The organism is Pseudomonas sp. R5(2019) (genome assembly GCF_009905435.1).
In the GTDB taxonomy this organism is placed as follows: Bacteria; Pseudomonadota; Gammaproteobacteria; order Pseudomonadales; family Pseudomonadaceae; genus Aquipseudomonas.
The window spans coordinates 12100-29622 of the sequence record NZ_JAAAMT010000061.1 but is presented as its reverse complement, the minus strand read 5'-3'; the positions used below and the strand labels follow the sequence as shown (position 1 = coordinate 29622).

Annotated in this window: 18 protein-coding genes and 1 pseudogene; 5 read left to right on the top strand and 14 right to left on the bottom strand. The window is 58.8% G+C overall.

The window, feature by feature from the left end; genetic code table 11:
• Positions 1 to 397: 397 nt before the first annotated feature.
• From msrQ to GUY40_RS25400, 6 genes are all read right to left on the bottom strand, one after another.
• Positions 398 to 1018, bottom strand: coding sequence for a protein-methionine-sulfoxide reductase heme-binding subunit MsrQ (msrQ, locus tag GUY40_RS25425; RefSeq protein ID WP_166571667.1), 621 nt, complete (start codon positions 1016 to 1018; stop codon positions 398 to 400).
• Complete coding sequence (gene msrP / locus GUY40_RS25420; RefSeq protein WP_166571666.1) at positions 1018 to 2031, bottom strand: protein-methionine-sulfoxide reductase catalytic subunit MsrP; 1014 nt, start codon at positions 2029 to 2031, stop codon at positions 1018 to 1020. Before msrP ends, msrQ begins: the two co-directional genes overlap by 1 nt.
• Before the next feature lie 63 nt (positions 2032 to 2094).
• Positions 2095 to 2952 carry a CDP-diacylglycerol--serine O-phosphatidyltransferase gene (gene pssA / locus GUY40_RS25415; protein WP_166571665.1) on the bottom strand — a complete coding sequence of 286 codons (858 nt, stop codon included), beginning with the start codon at positions 2950 to 2952 and terminating at the stop codon, positions 2095 to 2097.
• Between the two features lie 155 nt (positions 2953 to 3107).
• Positions 3108 to 4124: a ketol-acid reductoisomerase gene (ilvC, locus tag GUY40_RS25410; RefSeq protein WP_166571664.1), complete on the bottom strand. Its 1017-nt coding sequence runs from the start codon at positions 4122 to 4124 to the stop codon at positions 3108 to 3110.
• A 48-nt stretch (positions 4125 to 4172) separates the two neighbouring features.
• Positions 4173 to 4664 (bottom strand): acetolactate synthase small subunit, encoded by a 492-nt coding sequence (gene ilvN / locus GUY40_RS25405; RefSeq protein WP_166571663.1) that lies wholly within the window; start codon positions 4662 to 4664, stop codon positions 4173 to 4175.
• Positions 4665 to 4666: 2 nt separating this feature from the next.
• On the bottom strand, positions 4667 to 6391 hold the full coding sequence (locus GUY40_RS25400) for an acetolactate synthase 3 large subunit (protein WP_166571662.1): 1725 nt from the start codon (positions 6389 to 6391) through the stop codon (positions 4667 to 4669).
• Positions 6392 to 6792: 401 nt separating this feature from the next.
• On the opposite strand from GUY40_RS25400, the gene GUY40_RS25395 reads away from it, so the two are divergent.
• Positions 6793 to 7224: a DUF4124 domain-containing protein gene (locus GUY40_RS25395; RefSeq protein WP_166571661.1), complete on the top strand. Its 432-nt coding sequence runs from the start codon at positions 6793 to 6795 to the stop codon at positions 7222 to 7224.
• Positions 7225 to 7245: 21 nt separating this feature from the next.
• Here the strand turns inward: GUY40_RS25395 and GUY40_RS25390 are convergent, their stop codons facing one another.
• From GUY40_RS25390 to mrcB, 3 genes are read right to left on the bottom strand one after another with little or no spacing between them, the layout of a single operon-like run.
• Positions 7246 to 7572, bottom strand: coding sequence for a YqcC family protein (locus GUY40_RS25390; RefSeq protein ID WP_166571660.1), 327 nt, complete (start codon positions 7570 to 7572; stop codon positions 7246 to 7248).
• The gene (locus tag GUY40_RS25385) at positions 7572 to 8330 is read right to left on the bottom strand and encodes a tetratricopeptide repeat protein (RefSeq protein WP_166571659.1); all 759 of its coding nucleotides are present in this window, start codon (positions 8328 to 8330) and stop codon (positions 7572 to 7574) included. Before GUY40_RS25385 ends, GUY40_RS25390 begins: the two co-directional genes overlap by 1 nt.
• Positions 8331 to 8346: 16 nt before the next feature.
• The gene (gene mrcB, locus GUY40_RS25380) at positions 8347 to 10668 is read right to left on the bottom strand and encodes a penicillin-binding protein 1B (RefSeq protein WP_166571658.1); all 2322 of its coding nucleotides are present in this window, start codon (positions 10666 to 10668) and stop codon (positions 8347 to 8349) included.
• Between the two features lie 116 nt (positions 10669 to 10784).
• Between mrcB and GUY40_RS25375 the strand changes: the two genes are divergently transcribed.
• From GUY40_RS25375 to GUY40_RS25365, 3 genes are all read left to right on the top strand, one after another.
• On the top strand, positions 10785 to 12347 hold the full coding sequence (locus GUY40_RS25375; RefSeq protein ID WP_166571657.1) for a bifunctional aminoglycoside phosphotransferase/ATP-binding protein: 1563 nt from the start codon (positions 10785 to 10787) through the stop codon (positions 12345 to 12347).
• 98 nt (positions 12348 to 12445) lie between these two features.
• Positions 12446 to 12649 (top strand): hypothetical protein, encoded by a 204-nt coding sequence (locus GUY40_RS25370; RefSeq protein ID WP_166571656.1) that lies wholly within the window; start codon positions 12446 to 12448, stop codon positions 12647 to 12649.
• A gap of 99 nt (positions 12650 to 12748) precedes the next feature.
• Entirely contained in the window at positions 12749 to 13021 is a 273-nt protein-coding gene (locus GUY40_RS25365; protein ID WP_166571655.1) for a TfoX/Sxy family protein, read from the top strand.
• 190 nt (positions 13022 to 13211) lie between these two features.
• Here GUY40_RS25365 and GUY40_RS25360 read toward each other — a convergent pair whose 3' ends face one another.
• The 3 genes and pseudogenes from GUY40_RS25360 to GUY40_RS25350 form a co-directional block, all read right to left on the bottom strand.
• Positions 13212 to 14102: a ChaN family lipoprotein gene (locus tag GUY40_RS25360; RefSeq protein ID WP_166571654.1), complete on the bottom strand. Its 891-nt coding sequence runs from the start codon at positions 14100 to 14102 to the stop codon at positions 13212 to 13214.
• A 10-nt stretch (positions 14103 to 14112) separates the two neighbouring features.
• Positions 14113 to 14532: pseudogene (locus GUY40_RS25355) on the bottom strand (ATP-binding cassette domain-containing protein); the annotation flags it as partial.
• Positions 14511 to 15281, bottom strand: coding sequence for a hemin ABC transporter substrate-binding protein (locus GUY40_RS25350; protein ID WP_371924965.1), 771 nt, complete (start codon positions 15279 to 15281; stop codon positions 14511 to 14513). The gene GUY40_RS25350 and the pseudogene GUY40_RS25355, both read right to left, overlap by 22 nt.
• Between GUY40_RS25350 and GUY40_RS25345 the strand changes: the two genes are divergently transcribed.
• Entirely contained in the window at positions 15276 to 15620 is a 345-nt protein-coding gene (locus tag GUY40_RS25345) for a Rieske 2Fe-2S domain-containing protein (RefSeq protein WP_166571653.1), read from the top strand. The two genes, GUY40_RS25350 and GUY40_RS25345, sit on opposite strands and share 6 nt — an antisense overlap.
• Here the strand turns inward: GUY40_RS25345 and sfsA are convergent.
• Positions 15606 to 16316 carry a DNA/RNA nuclease SfsA gene (gene sfsA / locus GUY40_RS25340; protein ID WP_166571652.1) on the bottom strand — a complete coding sequence of 237 codons (711 nt, stop codon included), beginning with the start codon at positions 16314 to 16316 and terminating at the stop codon, positions 15606 to 15608. The two genes, GUY40_RS25345 and sfsA, sit on opposite strands and share 15 nt — an antisense overlap.
• A complete protein-coding gene (locus tag GUY40_RS25335) occupies positions 16316 to 17488 on the bottom strand; it encodes a pyridoxal phosphate-dependent aminotransferase (protein ID WP_166571651.1) in 1173 nt (390 codons plus the stop codon). The genes sfsA and GUY40_RS25335 overlap by 1 nt, the downstream gene beginning before the upstream one ends.
• Positions 17489 to 17523 lie beyond the last annotated feature (35 nt).

Sequence of the window (17523 nt, the reverse complement as noted above, 5' to 3'; positions counted from 1 at the left end):
TAATCTTTTTGACAATCAGTCTGATTTCACAAGCACCCACACGAATTGCTTGATTCAGTTGTTAAAGAGCGGTTGGCTGAGAGTCTTTCGTCTCAACCGAGGCGCGCATTCTACGCTTTCCTCTGTGTCTGTCAAGCGTTTATTTTGAAGTTTTTTCAGAGATTCTCTAACAACTTCAAACACTTGGCTCGCTTCGATCTCTCGTTAGCGGGAGGCGAATTCTACAGCGTTTAAAACCGCTGTCAACCACCTTTTTCACCGCTTTCGACTTTAAGATCGAAACACTTCCAAATCCTCTACTTCGGTTAACTCTTTGAATCTCAAGGAGTTTTCCGTTTCAACTGCGCCGGAAGTGGATCGAATTATAGAGAGCTGAGCACGCGCGTCAAGGCCTTCTTTAAACTTTTGTTACAGACACCCGTTTTTTGCTCATAAGCCTGGGAATTCGCCTGGCCACCGGCGGTAAACGCAACACCACCAGAAAACACCCAATAGCCGCATAAACCGCCCATTCTTTAAGGTCAGCCCGCACGATCCAGAGGAAATGCAGAAGACCCAGCCCAAGCACCCCATAAACAAGGCGGTGCAGTTTCTTCCAGCGCGCCCCCAGACGGCGCTGACTGTAACGATTGGAGGTCACCGCCAACGCGAAAAGACAAAGAAACGCGATACTGCCGACAATAATGTATGGCCGCTTGCGCAACTCGACACCCAATTGCCCCCAATCCAGCCCCAGAATGAAGATGGCATAGGCAGTCATGTGCAAGACCACATAGGCAAAACACCACAACCCTAACTGGCGCCGCACTGCAATCCAGCCCGGCCAGCCCGTCAGGCGCTGCAAGGGGGTCATGCACAAGGTAACAAGAAGAAGGATCAGAGTGCCCAACCCAAGGCGGTCCACCAGGATCTTTCCTGGGTCTGGCCCCAAGGCGAAGATCCACGCCTGATACAACCAGAGCAGCGGCCATATAGATGCAGCGATGAAGACGCCAATTCGCCAGAACGGATAACGCATCAATAGTTCTTCCGCAGGTCAAGACCGTCGTACAGGGAGGCCACCTCCCCCGCATAGCCATTGAACATCTGCGTCTCACGGACATTCGGACTGAACAGCCCACTAGGGAGACGCCTTTCGCGAGCCTGAGTCCAGCGGGGATGATCCACCGTCGGATTGACGTTGGCATAAAAGCCATACTCATCCGGCGCTATGGCCTGCCAAGTGGTTTTAGGTTGCTCGCTCACCAGACTGATCCGCACGATGGACTTGATGCTCTTGAAGCCATACTTCCACGGCACCACCAATCGCAACGGCGCGCCATTCTGGTTAGGCAGCTCCCGACCATACATCCCCACCGCGAGAATGGCCAACGGGTGCATGGCCTCATCCAGCCGCAAGCCTTCAACGTATGGCCAGTCTATCAGCGCAAAACCCGAGCGCTGACCGGGCATGCTCTTCGGGTCTTGCAGGGTTTCGAAGCGGATGTACCTGGCCTTGGACGTTGGTTCGACTTGCTTGAGTAACGCAGAAATGGGGAAACCTATCCAGGGAATGACCATCGACCAGGCTTCGACACAGCGCAGCCGGTAGATCCGCTCCTCCAGTTGATAGGGTTTCATGAAGTCTTCCAGGGCATAGCGCCCAGGCTTGGCTACTTCACCATCGATCACGACGGACCACGGCTCTGTTTTCAAGCTACCGGCATTTTTAGCCGGGTCACCCTTGTCAGCACCGAATTCATAGAAGTTGTTGTAGTGGGTCGCATCCTTGAAGGGGGTGATGGACTCCCCTTGCACCGTCACCGCCCCCCATCGGGTATTGGGCAGCTTGCTGGAAAACCAGGATGGAGCGGAGCCAGGCTCGACATCCGGGTAGCGAGCAGCGTCAGCCGCAGCAGCCCAACGCGGCGCCCCAGCAAAAGCAAGGGTCGCCAGGGAACCGCCCAAAATGGCGCGACGCGATAGATAGAGAGACTCGGGAGTGACCTGCGACTCTTTGCAGTCGCTGGTCCTGGGCAGCTTGATCAGCATGGTGACTCCGTAGCATTGGATGTCTGATGCATCAATAGACTACGGAGCCCGGGGGAAATTACATCATACGACAGTCTTCTTGCGGCGCATGCGCAAGAGGTACTGCACCGGCCCCGATGCTGCGTAAGCGAGGAAAATCAGCAGCAGAATGCGTGGTGGATCACTGAACACAACCGCGAACACCAGCACGACCGCAAGGATTGCCACGAAAGGCACACGTCCCTTCAGGTCAAGCTCCTTGAAGCTGTTGTATTTTATGTTGCTGACCATCAGCATGCCTGCCGCCGCCACCAGGAGGGCAACGAGGAAGGACATCGTCGAGCCAAGAATGCCGTAGTCACTGAATGCCCACACGGTACCCGCCACTACACCTGCGGCTGCCGGGCTTGCCAGGCCGATGAAGAAACGCTTGTCAGCGGTGCCAACCTGGGTATTGAAACGCGCCAGCCGCAACGCAGCGCCCGCGACATAAATGAAGGCAACCATCCAGCCAACCTTGCCCATGTCACCCAACGCCCAGCTGAATGCCAGCAACGCCGGCGCTACACCAAAGGCGACCATGTCGGACAGCGAATCGTATTCGGCACCAAATGCGCTTTGCGTGTTGGTCATGCGCGCCACGCGACCGTCAAGGCCATCGAGCACCATGGCCACGAAAATGGCGATAGCGGCAACGGCGAAATACTTGCTTGCCTCACGCGCATCACCCGCCCCCAGGGCAGCCTGAGCGCTCATCGAGTTGATGATGGAATAGAAACCAGCAAACAGGTTGGCAGTGGTGAAGAGGTTTGGCAGAAGGTAAATGCCGCGGTGCCGGACTTTACGTCCTTCGGCATCGCGCCCTTCTTCGACATGTTCATCGATCGGTAGCAGGCTTTCGGCGTCAGAGGCCTGGTTCGGCTCTTCGGGACGTTCGCTCATGGACTTTACCTTGCAACGGTTTGGAAAGTTTTTTGACAGGTGCCTGCGACGAGGGTTCGCCGTCAGACCACAACGATACGGCTTTATACCAGAAGCTGACCCCTTAAACGAAAAAACGCGGCCGAAGCCGCGTTTTCATCGCATCAAGGCAAGACTCAGTTCTTGGCCTTGTCGACGATTTTGTTTGCTGCGATCCAAGGCATCATCGAGCGCAGTTGCTCGCCGATGACTTCGATGCCGTGAGCGGCGTTGTTGCGACGCTTGGCGGTCATCGATGGGTAGCCAGTAGCACCTTCGCTGATGAACATCTTCGCGTATTCGCCGTCCTGGATGCGCTTCAGAGCGTTGCGCATGGCCTGACGGGATTCAGCGTTGATGACTTCAGGACCGGTCACGTACTCGCCGTATTCGGCGTTGTTGGAGATCGAGTAGTTCATGTTGGCGATACCGCCTTCGTACATGAGGTCAACGATCAGCTTCAGTTCGTGCAGGCATTCGAAGTAGGCCATTTCCGGCGCGTAGCCAGCTTCAACCAGAGTTTCGAAACCAGCTTTGACCAGCTCGACGGTACCACCACACAGAACAGCTTGTTCGCCGAACAGGTCGGTTTCAGTCTCGTCCTTGAAGGTGGTTTCGATGATGCCGGTACGACCGCCACCAACGCCCGAAGCGTAGGACAGTGCAACGTTTTTGGCGTTGCCCGAAGCGTCCTGGTAGATCGCGATCAGGTCAGGGATACCGCCGCCCTTGACGAACTCGGAGCGCACGGTGTGGCCTGGAGCTTTCGGCGCGATCATGATCACGTCGAGGTCAGCACGCGGTACGACCTGGTTGTAGTGGATAGCGAAGCCGTGGGAGAAGGCCAGAGTAGCGCCCTTCTTGATGTTCGGCTCGATTTCGTTCTTGTACAGCTGGGACTGGAACTCATCCGGGGTCAGGATCATGACCAGGTCAGCACCGGCGACAGCAGCGGCTACTTCAGCAACTTTCAGGCCGTGAGCCTCTGCCTTGGCAACAGTCGCCGAACCTTTACGCAGACCGACAGTGACATCAACACCGGAGTCTTTCAGGTTGCACGCCTGGGCGTGGCCCTGGGAACCGTAACCGATGATGGCAACTTTTTTGCCCTGGATGATCGAAAGGTCGCAGTCTTTTTCGTAATAAACTTTCATGAAATACCCCTGTTTTTCCTGGCCCATCAGGCCATTCGCTAATTTGGTTTAGATGCTCAGCACTTTGTCGCCACGGGCAATGCCGGTGACGCCACTGCGGACTGTTTCAAGAATGGCTGCCGTGCCGATGGACTGAATGAAGCTGTCCAGTTTGTCGCTCGTACCGGTCAATTGAACGGTGTAGACACTGCTGCTGACGTCAACGATCTGGCCCCGATAGATATCGGTGGTGCGCTTGATCTCTGCACGTTGAGCGCCGGTTGCCTTGACCTTGACCAGCATCAGCTCGCGCTCGATATGCGCGCTTTCAGACAGGTCTACCAGCTTGACCACTTCGATCAGCTTGTTCAGGTTCTTGGTGATCTGCTCGATCACCTCATCGTGGCCAACGGTGGTCAAGGTCAGACGCGACAGGGTCGGGTCTTCGGTTGGCGCCACTGTCAGGCTTTCGATGTTGTAGTTGCGCTGCGAGAACAGACCGACCACGCGGGACAAGGCACCCGGTTCGTTTTCCAACAGCAGGGAAATAATGTGCCGCATGATTAGGTACGCTCCGTCTTGCTCAACCACATGTCGCGCATGGAACCGTCTTTGATCTGCATCGGGTAGACGTGCTCGCTGTTATCAACCTGGATGTCGATGAACACCAGACGATCCTTCATGGCAAAGGCTTCTTCCAGCTTCGGCTTCAAGTCCTTGAGGCTGGTGATGCGGATACCCACATGACCATAGGCCTCGGCCAGCTTGACGAAGTCAGGCAGCGATTCCATGTACGAGTGCGAGTGACGACTGTTATAGGACATGTCCTGCCACTGGCGAACCATGCCCAGTACACCGTTGTTCAGGTTGACGATCTTGACGGGCAGGTCGTACTGCAAGCAAGTCGACAGTTCCTGGATGTTCATCTGGATGCTGCCTTCGCCAGTAACACAGGCAACGTCCTGGTCAGGGAAGTTCAGCTTCACGCCCATGGCCGCCGGGAAACCGAAGCCCATGGTGCCCAGGCCACCAGAGTTGATCCAGCGGTTGGGCTTGTTGAAGCGGTAGTACTGCGCCGCGAACATCTGGTGCTGGCCAACGTCGGAGGTTACAAAGGCATCGCCCTTGGTCACTTCGCACAGGGTTTCGATAACGGTCTGAGGCTTGATGACGCTACCGTCGCCTTTCTCGTACGGGAACAGGCCGCGGTCACCGCGCCACTCGTCGATCTGCTTCCACCAGGCATCAATCGCCGCCTTGTCAGGTTGCTCGCCGATTTCCTTGAGGGTAGCAACCATCTCGGTCAGGACACTGTCGACCGGGCCGACGATTGGCACATCAGCCTTGATGGTCTTGGAGATCGAGGCCGGATCGATATCGATGTGGATAATTTTAGCGTTCGGGCAGAACTTGGCCGCGCCATTGATCACGCGGTCGTCGAAACGCGCGCCCACCGCCATGATCACGTCAGCATGGTGCATAGTCAGGTTAGCGGTGTAGCTGCCGTGCATACCGAGCATGCCGATGAACTGACGATCGGTGCCCGGGTAAGACCCCAGGCCCATCAAGGTGTTGGTCACCGGCAGGTTCAGCATCTGAGCCATTTCGGTCAGTGCGGCAGAGCCACCGCCGAGAATGACGCCACCACCGGCATACAGCACCGGGCGCTTGGCCGAAAGCAGCATTTCGGCAGCCTTGCGGATCTGGCCGGAGTGGCCACGAACGGCAGGGCTGTAGGAGCGCAGCTTGACCTTCTTCGGGTAAACGTATTCGAACTTCTCGGCCGGGTTGGTCATGTCCTTCGGAATATCGACCACAACCGGGCCAGGACGACCCGACTGCGCCAGATAGAAGGCTTTTTTCATGACTTCAGGAATTTCCGAAGCATGTTTGATCATGAAGCTGTGCTTCACGATTGGCCGGGAAATACCGATCATGTCGGTTTCCTGGAATGCGTCGGTACCGACCATGGTGCTAGGAACCTGGCCAGACAGGATTACCATTGGGATCGAGTCCATGTAGGCCGTCGCAATGCCGGTAATGGCATTGGTCGCACCCGGACCGGAAGTCACCAGAACGACGCCAGCCTTGCCCGTGGCACGGGCATAGCCGTCAGCCATGTGGGTCGCTGCTTGTTCGTGACGGACCAGAATGTGACTGACTTCCGGTTCCTTGAACAAGGCATCGTAAACATGAAGAAGAGCACCGCCTGGGTACCCATAGATGTGCTTAACGCCTTCGTCACGCAAAAAGCGGACGACCATCTCAGCGCCAGATAAAAGCTCCACGTTGTTCACCTCTAAAACGCCAGAATACCGTCCACTGGAGACGGGTCTTAATAGGTTTACTGCCAGCAGAGCATGAGCGACGGTAAATTACCGACTGCGCCAGCACTGAACTGAGCAAGTATTGGGAGTGCCCCAAGGTGTTGCGGGGATTTCCCACCCAGCGCGAGGTAACGCGTTGCGGGTGTTACAGGTCGGCGCGGGTGTGCGCCTCATGATCTGCTGTGTGGGTCTGCTTCTGGCAGTCCCTGTACAGCGGACTTCGGATTGTTGTGATTAGGCTTGCGCAAGTCAAGTCATCATTCACGCTTTCTTCAATCCAATGCGCAGGTTAGCGCAAAAAAACGTTTGCCTGATCTGCGCTGTGGTAGTTTTAGAATCAGCTGACAACGGGAGGACCCTGCATGCACCTACTGGCTTTGACCACCTGCTGGCTGCTGGCATTGAGCGCCCCGGCGATGGCCGCTCAGGTCTATAAATGGGTCGATGCACAAGGCGTCACCCACTTTGACGCGCAACCACCACAAGGGCAGGACGCGGTGCAACTGGATACGCCTCCCCCGCCCAGGCCCGGAAGCACCACACCCCGGTCACCCCCCGCAAATCAGGGCGCTGCGCAGCAACGCGCCATCGATGCCAAAGTCCGGGCCCAGGTCAATGCGGATCAAGCGCGGCTGGATGAGTATTGCGAGCGGATGCGGACCAACCTGGCGCAGCTGAAGATCAACCCAAGGGTTCGGGAAAAGGTCGAAGGCGGTGTTCGTCCCCTGTCGGAAGATGACCGACAGGCGAGGATTACAGAGATGCAGCAGGCGATCATGCAGAATTGCGAGTAATCGACCTGCTGGCGATGGTGACTAGCGAGCCTGGGTAATCAATTCGTCGAATTGCTTGAGCAACAGCTTCAGGCCTTGGCTCTGCGGGGTGTCACGATAGACCATTTCGGCCATTTCAAGAATTCCTGACGCATTGGGCAATGGAAGATCCTGCTCCAGAATAGACTTCATGCGCGGCAGGAAAATCCATTGCAGCCACTGGTCAAACTCCAGTGTATCCACGGCAAACGGCTCTACGCTGGCCAGAGCCTCGGCGCTTGGCTGAACATCGCGCCACCAGCCTTGCAGACGCAACTCGCGTTCGATCAGCAGCAAGTGATCTGCCAGCTTGGGAAAGCGCGCATCCATTACAGGTTCACTCGCGCTTTTTGCCGGGCCAGCGCGGCGCCAGCGGAGTCACCTTGCTTCTCACGGGCCTGGGCGATGGTATTCCACAGGCTTGCCTGCAGGTCCGGGCGACCGTTCGCATAGGTCAGTGCACGACGGGCGAATTGCTCCGCCTGTGGCCCATCACCTTGAGCCAGGCGCACCTGTGCCAGGCGGTACAACACTTGAGGTTCACGCGGGGCAATTCGCTGAGCGCGCTCAAGACTCGACGAAGCACCGTTCAGGTCACCACCGCTCTGCTGCTTCTGCGCGGTGGTCAGCAAGGCCAATACCGGGCCGTCCAGTTGCTCGTCGGCCGACAGGCCGCCGCCGGTGCCACGCGGAATACCGGTTGGCGCGCTGACACTCGGGGCAGTCACAGGCGCCGAATAGCTACCCGTGCTGATCGGTGCGGTGTTGCTGGGCGCGGTATTGATCGGTGTCGTGTCGATCGGGCCCGTACTGAATGGCGCTGAGCCGGTGGACGCCGGGAACGTCTGGATCGGCGTCGAGCCCGCGCCTTGCGGCACCATCACGGTCACACCGGAATCCTGAGGCACGGCTCGCGGCTGGGCGCTGCCGTTGGACTGCCGAGTGGCAACATTACGCTTGGCCTGGATGCGTTCGCTATTGGACACCGCGGTGCCCGAGTCGACGACGGGAATCGAACCACGCTGCACACTCGCGCAACCGTTGAGCAGCGCCAACGCAGTCAAAGCAGGAAACAACCACTTGTTCACTTCACACCCTCTTCTCTTAATTCATCCAGCCCTTGACCCAGTCCATCACGGCCTCGGCAGGCGTCGGCGCACTGCCACAGGCGGCGCCGGGCGCAGGTTCGCTTCCACGAATATACGGCATCTGTACGGCGTTCGGGCAACTGGAATCCGACCCTTGGCCGGTGCTTGCATCGACCCAGGCCTGAACCACGTTGTCGGGCATCGGCATATCCAACGGCAGCGGATCGGCCTTGCGCATGAAACTGCTCCAAACCTGCAACGCACCGCTTGCGCCGGTAAACGGGGTTTTACCGTTATCGTCGCGACCGAGCCAGACCACGGCCAGCAGATCCTGGCTGAAACCGGCAAACCAGCTGTCGCGTGAATCGTTACTGGTACCGGTCTTGCCCGCCAGGTTCAGCGACCTGGGCAGTACGTTGTAGACCGAGCTGCCGGTACCTTCGCGCATGACTCGCTGCATGGCGTTCTGCACCAGGTAAATGGAGCCCGGATCGAAGCGTTGCTGGATCTGGAATGGATAACGCTTGAGCGGCTCGCCTTCTGCAGTCAACACACTGCGAATACCGCGCATCGGCGTGGTAAAGCCACCATTGGCGAGGGTCTGGTACATGGTTGCCACCTCCATCGGCGACAAGCCGCCAGCCCCCAACAACATCGACGGGAACGCCGGCCACTCGCGACTCACGCCCAAGCGCCCGAGGGTCTTGAGCACATTCGGCACGCCCAATTCCAGGCCAAGCCTGGCCGTGGACAGGTTGTAGGAATGCGCCAGCCCCTGGTACAGGAAAACCGTACCGTGGGGACGACGGTCATAGTTCTGCGGCTTCCAGACTTGCCCGTCAGCGCCCTTGACCGAAAACGGTTCGTCCTGAACCAAGCTGGTCAGGGTGTACTGGCTCGGTTTTTCCAGCGCAGTGAGGTATACCGCCGGTTTGATCAGCGAGCCGATCGGCCGCACGGCATCGATCGCGCGGTTGAAACCCGCATAGCCGGCCTGGCGGCTACCGATCAGCGCCTGGACCTCACCGGTCTCCGGGTTGGTCACGACCATCGCCGCTTCCACTTCATCGGCGCCCTTGCGAGTGCCCAGGCGCTTGAAGGTTTCGCTGAGGGCTGCTTCCGATTTCATCTGCAGAATCGGGTCAAAGCTGGTAAAGATTCGCAGGCCTTCCTCGGTCAAGTCTTCGTCGCGATAGTCTTGGCGCAGCTGACGCTTGACCAGGTCCAGGAAGCCCGGGAATGAGCTGTCGGCAAGGCTGCCACGCTTGGTGACGCCCAGCGGCTTCTCCTTCGCTGCGGCGACTTCGGCAGGTGTCGCGACGCCCTGCTCGGCCAGCAGGTCGAGCACCAGGTTCCGCCGCTCGAGGGCACGCTCCGGATAACGTCGCGGGTTGTAGGAGGACGGCCCCTTGACCATACCCACCAGCAAGGCCACTTGATGCAGCTTGAGCTCAGACAACGGCTGACTGAAGAAGAATTGGCTGGCCAGACCAAAGCCATGCACTGCTCGTTGGCCGTCCTGACCGACGAACACTTCGTTGAGGTAGGCCTCAAGGATTTCGCGCTTGTCGTAGTGCAGCTCCAGCAGCAGCGCCATCATGGCTTCGTTCAGCTTGCGGCTGAGGCTGCGTTCGCTGGTCAGGTAGAAGTTTTTGACCAATTGTTGCGTCAGGGTACTGCCGCCCTGGCGCATCTGACCCGACGAGGCGTTGACCCAGAACGCCCGAGCAATCGACTTGGGCGATACACCGAAGTGGTGATAGAAGTCGCGGTCCTCGACGGCCACCAGGGTATCGAGCAAATACGGCGGCACCTGATCGATCTTGATCAGGATCCGGTCTTCAAGGTTTTTCGGGTACAGGCCGCCGATCAACAGCGGTTCCATGCGCACCACGTCGAGTTTGGCGCCGGTGGGTGAGCTCATGCCGGCCACGTAATCACCGGAAAACCGCACGCGTACCGATTGAGCCGGCTCCATGCCTTCATAGAACTGGAAACCACGGGTATTGAGGTCGACCGTGTTGCCATTCACCGCAGCCGCGCCCGGCCCACCGGCCACGCTTTCGCGGCGATAACCCAGCGCATCGAGTTCGGTGAGGAAATCGGTCTTGCTGAGCTTTTGTCCGACGAACAGCTCAAGCGGGCGCGCATAAACCTTGGCCGGAATAGTCCAGCGCTTGCCGGAGAACTTCTCCTGCACCACGGCGTCGAGGTAAATCGCAAAGCCGGCCAGCACGACAAGCCCGACCAGGCTTAGCTTCAAAGCCCAGCCTAACCAGGTGCGCAGACCGCCAGTACGGCGTTTTTTAGGAGTACGGGGGGATTGGGTACGAGTCATGGCGGCGGATTATACGCACTTTATTCGTCGTCGACAGGCGCCCTCCGGCGGTTTGCACAGATGGTTCAAGCAGCCATAATGGCGCCCTCGTATCACTTGTCCCTGAAGGATCACCCGTGAGCCAAGCCCTGATCTCTGCCCTGCAAAACCCGGCCCTCTTCCCGCACCCCGTAGAAGGGTTCCAGGTCATTGAGACGCATATCTCCTGGGTGCTGCTCACCGGCCCCTATGCGTACAAGATCAAAAAGCCAGTCAATTTCGGCTTCCTGAATTTCACCGAACTGGCCCAGCGCGAGCATTTCTGTAAAGAAGAGCTGCGCCTGAACCAGCGCCTGACCCAAGACCTGTACCTGCAGGTTTTGCCGATTACCGGCAGCGTCGAGGCCCCCGTGCTGGGTGGTGAGGGCGAGGCCATTGAACATGTGCTGCAAATGCGTCAGTTCCCGCAGAGCCAATTGCTCAGCACGTTGCAAGCCAATGGCGAACTCAATGGCGAGCATATCGATGAGATGGCCCGCCAGATCGCCCGCTTCCACCTCGATGCCCCACATGTCCCGCAGTCGCACGAGCAAGGCACGCCGAAGGCGGTGATGGCACCGGTCGAGCAAAACTTCGAGCAGATTCGGCCATTCCTGACCGACAAGGCCGATCTGCAACAGCTCGACGCCCTGCAAGCCTGGGCCCAAAGCAGTTTTCAGCGCCTTGAAAAATTGCTGGTCGAACGCAAGGCCGAAGGCTTTATCCGCGAATGCCATGGTGATATTCACCTGGGGAACGCCACGCTGATCGATGGCAAGGTGGTGATTTTCGACTGCATTGAATTCAACGAGCCGTTCCGCTTCACCGACGTCTATGCCGACGCTGCCTTCCTGGCCATGGACCTTGAGGACCGTGGCCTGAAGTGCCTGGCCCGGCGCTTTATCAGCCAGTACCTGGAGCTGACCGGTGACTATCGAGGACTTGAGCTGCTGAATTTCTACAAGGCGTATCGCGCGCTGGTCCGGGCCAAGGTCGCCCTGTTCAGCATGCCTGCCGACGCTGATGGGGTGCAACGCGCCACCACCCTGCGCCAGTACCGCAACTACGCCACCCTGGCAGAAAGCTACAGCGCCATTCCGTCGCGCTTCCTGGCCATTACCCACGGCGTGTCGGCGGTCGGTAAAAGCCATGTGGCGATGCGCCTGGTCGAGGCGCTGGGTGCGATTCGCCTGCGTTCCGATGTTGAACGCAAGCGCCTGTTCGGTGAGCAGCCAGCGCAAGCAAAAGGCCAACTGCAAGACGGCATCTACAACGCCGATGCCAGCGATGCCACCTACAAGCGTCTGCACGAGATCAGCGACGTTGTGCTGCACGCAGGCTTCCCGGTAGTTATCGATGCAACCTACCTCAAGCACGCACACCGTCAGGCCGCCGCCACAGTAGCCGAAACCACCGGCGTTCCTTTCCTTATCCTCGATTGCACTGCGCCACAAGCCGTCATCGAAAGCTGGCTGCAACAGCGTCAACGCGATGCCATGGACCCGTCCGATGCAACCCTGGAAGTCATTGCTGCGCAGCAAGCCGGTCGGGAAGCGCTGGAGGCAGACGAACTGCTGCACGTGAAACGTGTTGAAACAAATACCAGCGGCAGCCTGGACGAACTGGTCGAACAGATTCGCAAGCGCCTGCCAGGCCTTTAAACCGCCACGGCGTGAAGCAGTCGACACTTCACAGCCGGGATCCGGCTCTTTCTGAGTGATGGCACTAAAATATCACTCATACAAGAAAGAGCCGTATCATGAGCGTGCCCAAACAACTCGATTCTGCGCTGTATACCCTCGTGCACAACGAGAACGTTGCCACTTTCAATCAGGAGCGTCCCCCTCAGGGGCTGATTGATTACTGCGGTGGCGATTTTCGCGGACTGGACCTGCGCGCAACTCGCCTGGAAGGCGCGAGCCACGCCCTTGGCCGGTTGAGCAGCAGTTCATCGTCGCCCTAGATGGCAATTCGCCGCGCATTTTCCAACTGCCGCTACACTGCTCAAAGACTTGTGCACAAACGAGCATCCCCATGAGTTCAGGCGTCGCAAGGAGGCTTGATGAACGATGAACTTCAGCACCTGAAAAATCTCGGCAAGACTTCGGCGCAGTGGCTGCATGCCGTCGGGATACACAGCGCTTCGGACTTGCGTCGCCTGGGCGCTGTGGATGCCTACCGCGCCGTTCGTACTCGAGGGTTCCGGGCCTCGAAGGTGCTGCTCTATGCGATTGAAGGCGCGCTGCTCGATGTGCACTGGAACGACATTCCGGCCGAACGCAAGGAAGCCCTCAACAAGCAGCTCGACGCCATCTCGGCGCGGCACAAAAACTGATTGATTGAAGAAGTCGAAAAACGAGTGTTGACTTCTAAATGATAATCGTTATGATTATCACAACTGGTCGCGAGACTGGCCGATATCTGAAAGACCTTGGTTCGGACTCTCAGATTATCTCCTCATCAGGCTAATCACGGTTTTTGACCCGGCAGTTTTGCCGGGTCTTTTTTTGCCTGTCATAAATGCCCTAGCCGCCCTTGCGCATAGTGGCGCAGTAGTCCTGCTCAGGCAGCGCAGCCGTATACCATACGAAATCCGCACTCTGCGGCGTGACCTTTTCCCCACCGACCTGGGCAAACATCAATACCAGCCCCCCTCCACCCGCGCCCAGGTCGAACAGATGCACAGGAACGCCGATATCCTTTCGAACGTGATAACCGCCGGCCAACAGCAATGCCGGTTGAGGCGCAGCGGCGAGGCGCTCGGCGATACGTCGGTCACGTTGTTGTTGAACCGCCAGCATGGCTGGCAAATGAGCTTCAGGCAGCAAGCCGCAATGCGACTGGCGAATCTCTTCCAGCAGCGCTTGCTTGACCGGTGCGGCCGTTGAATGCTCACCTTTCAGCGTCGGTGGCTGCTTGAAAATCTGTCGGATTTCACTGTCATCCAGATTTGCCGCGAGCAGTGGGTACGGTTGCGCCAAGGCTTCCTTCACGATGGGGCCATACATCGCCCAATCCCAACTCTCCTGCCAATCCAGCGCGGCCGGCAAACCTTCCGGATTGACACCGGCATCCGGCTGTTTGAGCTTGTCGACACGGGCTTGTTGCGAGGGTGTCAGCATTTCCAGCAACACGCTGCCCTGCGCTCGTCGTTGCTCAAGAGCCTTGAGCAGCCATAGCTGCAAGGCGTGGTGGTCGGGGTTGTCATGCTGCTCACCCACCAACACCCACGGTGCCGCGGCCAAGCGCTTGACCAACTGATCAGGTGTCAACGCCTGCCCATCTGCCAGGTTTCGGATCACTCCCAATTCAGCGTCATTGCGCCCTTCCAGGCTCTGCCAGGGCGGCAGTGGCGCCTGCGTCTGACAGCCAGAGAGCAAAATCAACAAGGCCATCTTGAGAATCAGTCTGGACATGAGCAGCTTCCTAGCGCGCAATGATCAACGGGTGGCCACGTTCAGGGTGGAGTTGCACCAGCACATCGAGCCCGAACACGGCCTTGAGTGAATCAGGCTGCAACACTTGCGAAGGCGTGTCGAGTGCGTGGGCGCGACCGGCTTCCAGCAGCAGAGTCCGGTCGCAGTAGCGCGCAGCAAGGTTCAGATCATGGAGGATGACCAGCACGGCCGCGCCCCGGTCGGCGAACTCACGCACTGTTTTCAACGTTGTGTGCTGATGCAGTGGGTCGAGCATCGAGGTGGGCTCATCGAGCAACAGGATGCGCTCGCCATCACCCGGCCAGAGTTGTGCCAGCACCCGGGCCAGATGCACACGTTGACGCTCGCCGCCGGACAGGGCCAGGTAGTTACGACCCACCAGATGGGTTATGTCGGCGGCTTGCAGCGCGGGCCCAGTCCCCCCACAAGCAGCGTTGGGTCCAGCTCGATCAGGCGCCCTTCACGCAACGCACGGGTCGACGCCAGCGCCGGGTTTTCCTTGAGCAACGCGGCTCTGGCGGCCTCGCCCTTGAGCGTGCGATCTGCAAAGACAATGACATCCGGGTTGAGGGCGGCAAGCGCCTCAAGAGAAAAATTCTTGTAGCCGGTATTGGTCGCCAGGTTTCTGCCACCGGCCCGGGTCAACAGCCAATCAGCGGCGGTATCAACACCGGCGACCAGCGGCTTGGAGCCACTGTGCCCGAGCAACAACAGCACACCCGGCGCTTTCTGTTTGGCTCGTGCCTGCTCGACCCGCTGCTGTTGCGCGCTCAATTGTTGCTGGTAGTCCGTAAAACGCTGCGTTGCTCGCGCTTCGTCTCCCAACAATGCCCCCAAGTACTGCAAATTACCGCGCAACGCTTCAAGCTTGGCCTCGCTGGAAAATTGCTCGACCTTTACGCCAGCGCCACGAATTTGCGCCAACACCGGAGGCGGCCCCATTTCATCGGTCCCTATCAGGATGTCCGGACGCAGGCTCAATATGCCCTCGGCGGACAGCTGTCGCTGGTAGCCGATACTGGGTAATGTGGTGAGTTTTTCAGGATGCTGACTCGTGGTGTCGACACCTACAAGCTTGGCCTCTCCACCCAGCTCAGTGACCCACTCACTCAATGCGTCAAGCGCGCTCAGTGTTTCGGCAGGTAAATAAAGATGCACTTTCTCTGTGGTTCCGATGCACTTGGCGAAGCGCAAAGCCGAGGATTCCACGTTCAGGACTTCGATGGGCAAGCCATCGACCTTCTGCTGGTTCGGCGCCACGGCATTGTCTATGCCTACCGCAATCGCTGCCCCCATCGCGGCGTGACGCTGGAGTGGCAACCTGATCGATTTCTGGATGACAGCGCCAGCCTGATCCAATGCGCCCGGCACGGCGCACTGTTTCTGATGGAGTCGGGAGAGTGCGTGGCCGGCCCATGTGCGGGGGACTCGCTGATTGCCCTGAACTGCCGGGAAGACAGTCAGGGAATCTGGCTGGATGGGTCAGAGATCGAGTAACACGGGAAGCTTGCGGTCGATGTAGATCTGCTCGGCATCCAGATGCACGGCATACGCCAACACCTCTACACCTTCTGCCGCTGCACTGCGCAACGCCTGGGCATACGCCGGGTCAATTTCCACGGCCGGGCGCACGCCCTCGACACCGCTCAGGTTCACGCAATACAACTGCACGGCACGAACACCTTGCCTGGCCAGTGTCGCCAATTCGCGCAAATGCTTGGCGCCGCGCTGGGTCACCGCATCGGGGAACGCGGCGATCGGCGAACCGTCAAAACCCAGGGTTACACTTTTGACCTCCACATAGGCCGGGCCCGTGGGGAAATCCAGGCGAAAGTCCACCCGGCTGCCCTCCGCTCCGTAAGCGACTTCTCGCTTGAGCGCGGAAAAGCCTGCGAGCTCAGGAATTTTGCCGACCCGCAACGCCTCCTCAACCACGGCATTCGCCCGTCCAGTGTTCACACAGGCCAGGCGCCCCTGCGGGGTTTCGCTGACTTCCCAGGTGCCAGGCAACTTGCGCTTGGGGTCGTTGGAGCGACTGAACCAGATTTTGCCGCCTTCTCGCATGCAGTTGAACATCGAGCCGGTGTTGGGGCAGTGAATCGTCATCTGCTCACCCCCAGGCAGTTCAATATCGGCAAGAAATCGCTTGTAACGGCGCAGCAGACGGGCTTCTTCGAGAACGGGAAATAGCATCAGCCTTGCCAGCTCCGCAATCCGCGACCGATCCGCTCCACCGCTTCCTGCAGACGCGGCAGGCTTTGGGTGTAGGCAAAACGCACGTGATGTCCAGCCTGGTGCCGGCCAAAATCCAGCCCAGGTGTGAAGGCGACGTGCTCGGTTTCGAGGAAGTGCCGGCAAAACGCAAAGGCATCACCACCGAACTTGCTGATATCGGCATACAGGTAAAAGGCGCCTTCGGGCTCAACGGCAATACCGAATCCCAGCGCGCGCAAGGCCGGCAACAGGAAGTCCCGACGCCGGCCAAACTCGGCACGACGCTCCTCGAGAATCTCCAGCGTAGCCGGTTCAAAGCAGGCCAACGCGGCATGCTGAGCCATGCTCGGGGCACTGATGTAGAGATTCTGTGCCAGCTTCTCCAGCTCAGGCACGGCTTGTGGCGGAGCGACCAACCAGCCAAGCCGCCATCCGGTCATTCCGAAGTATTTGGAAAAACTATTCAGCACAAAGGCTTGATCGTCGACCTCCAGCACGCTGGCGGCGTCGGTTCCGTAGGTCAACCCATGGTAAATCTCGTCCACCACCAGGTGGCCATTGCGAGCGTTGATTGCCGAAGACAGGCTGGCCAGCTCGTCGCGCGACAGCAGCGTGCCCGTGGGGTTGGCGGGGGACGCCACCAGTGCGCCGACCGTGTCCTGATCCCAGTAACGCTCCACCAAGTCAGCCGTCAGCTGATAACGCACATCTGGCCCGACCGGTACCAATTGCGCAGCGCCTTCGACCAGACGCAAAAAGTGCCGGTTGCACGGGTAACCAGGGTCCGCCAGCAACCAGTGCTTGCCGGGGTCGACCAGCAGGCTGCTGGCCAGCAACAAGGCACCCGAACCGCCCGGCGTGATGAGAATGCGCTCGGGGTCAATCGACAAACCATAACGCTGGTCGTAGAACCCTGAAATGGCCTGGCGCAGCGCTGGCAATCCACGCGCGGCGGTGTAACGGGTCTGCCCGGACGCCAGTGCAGCCTGGCCGGCAGCGATGATCGGCGGCGCGGTGGTGAAGTCCGGTTCGCCGATTTCAAGGTGGATCACATCATGCCCGGCCGCCTGCAGCTCGTTGGCGCGAGCCAGCAGGGCCATGACGTGAAAGGGCTCGATGGCGCGACTGCGCGCACTGTAGGGCTGGGCCATTAGCCTTCCTTCAAATAGGTGTAAACTTGGCATTC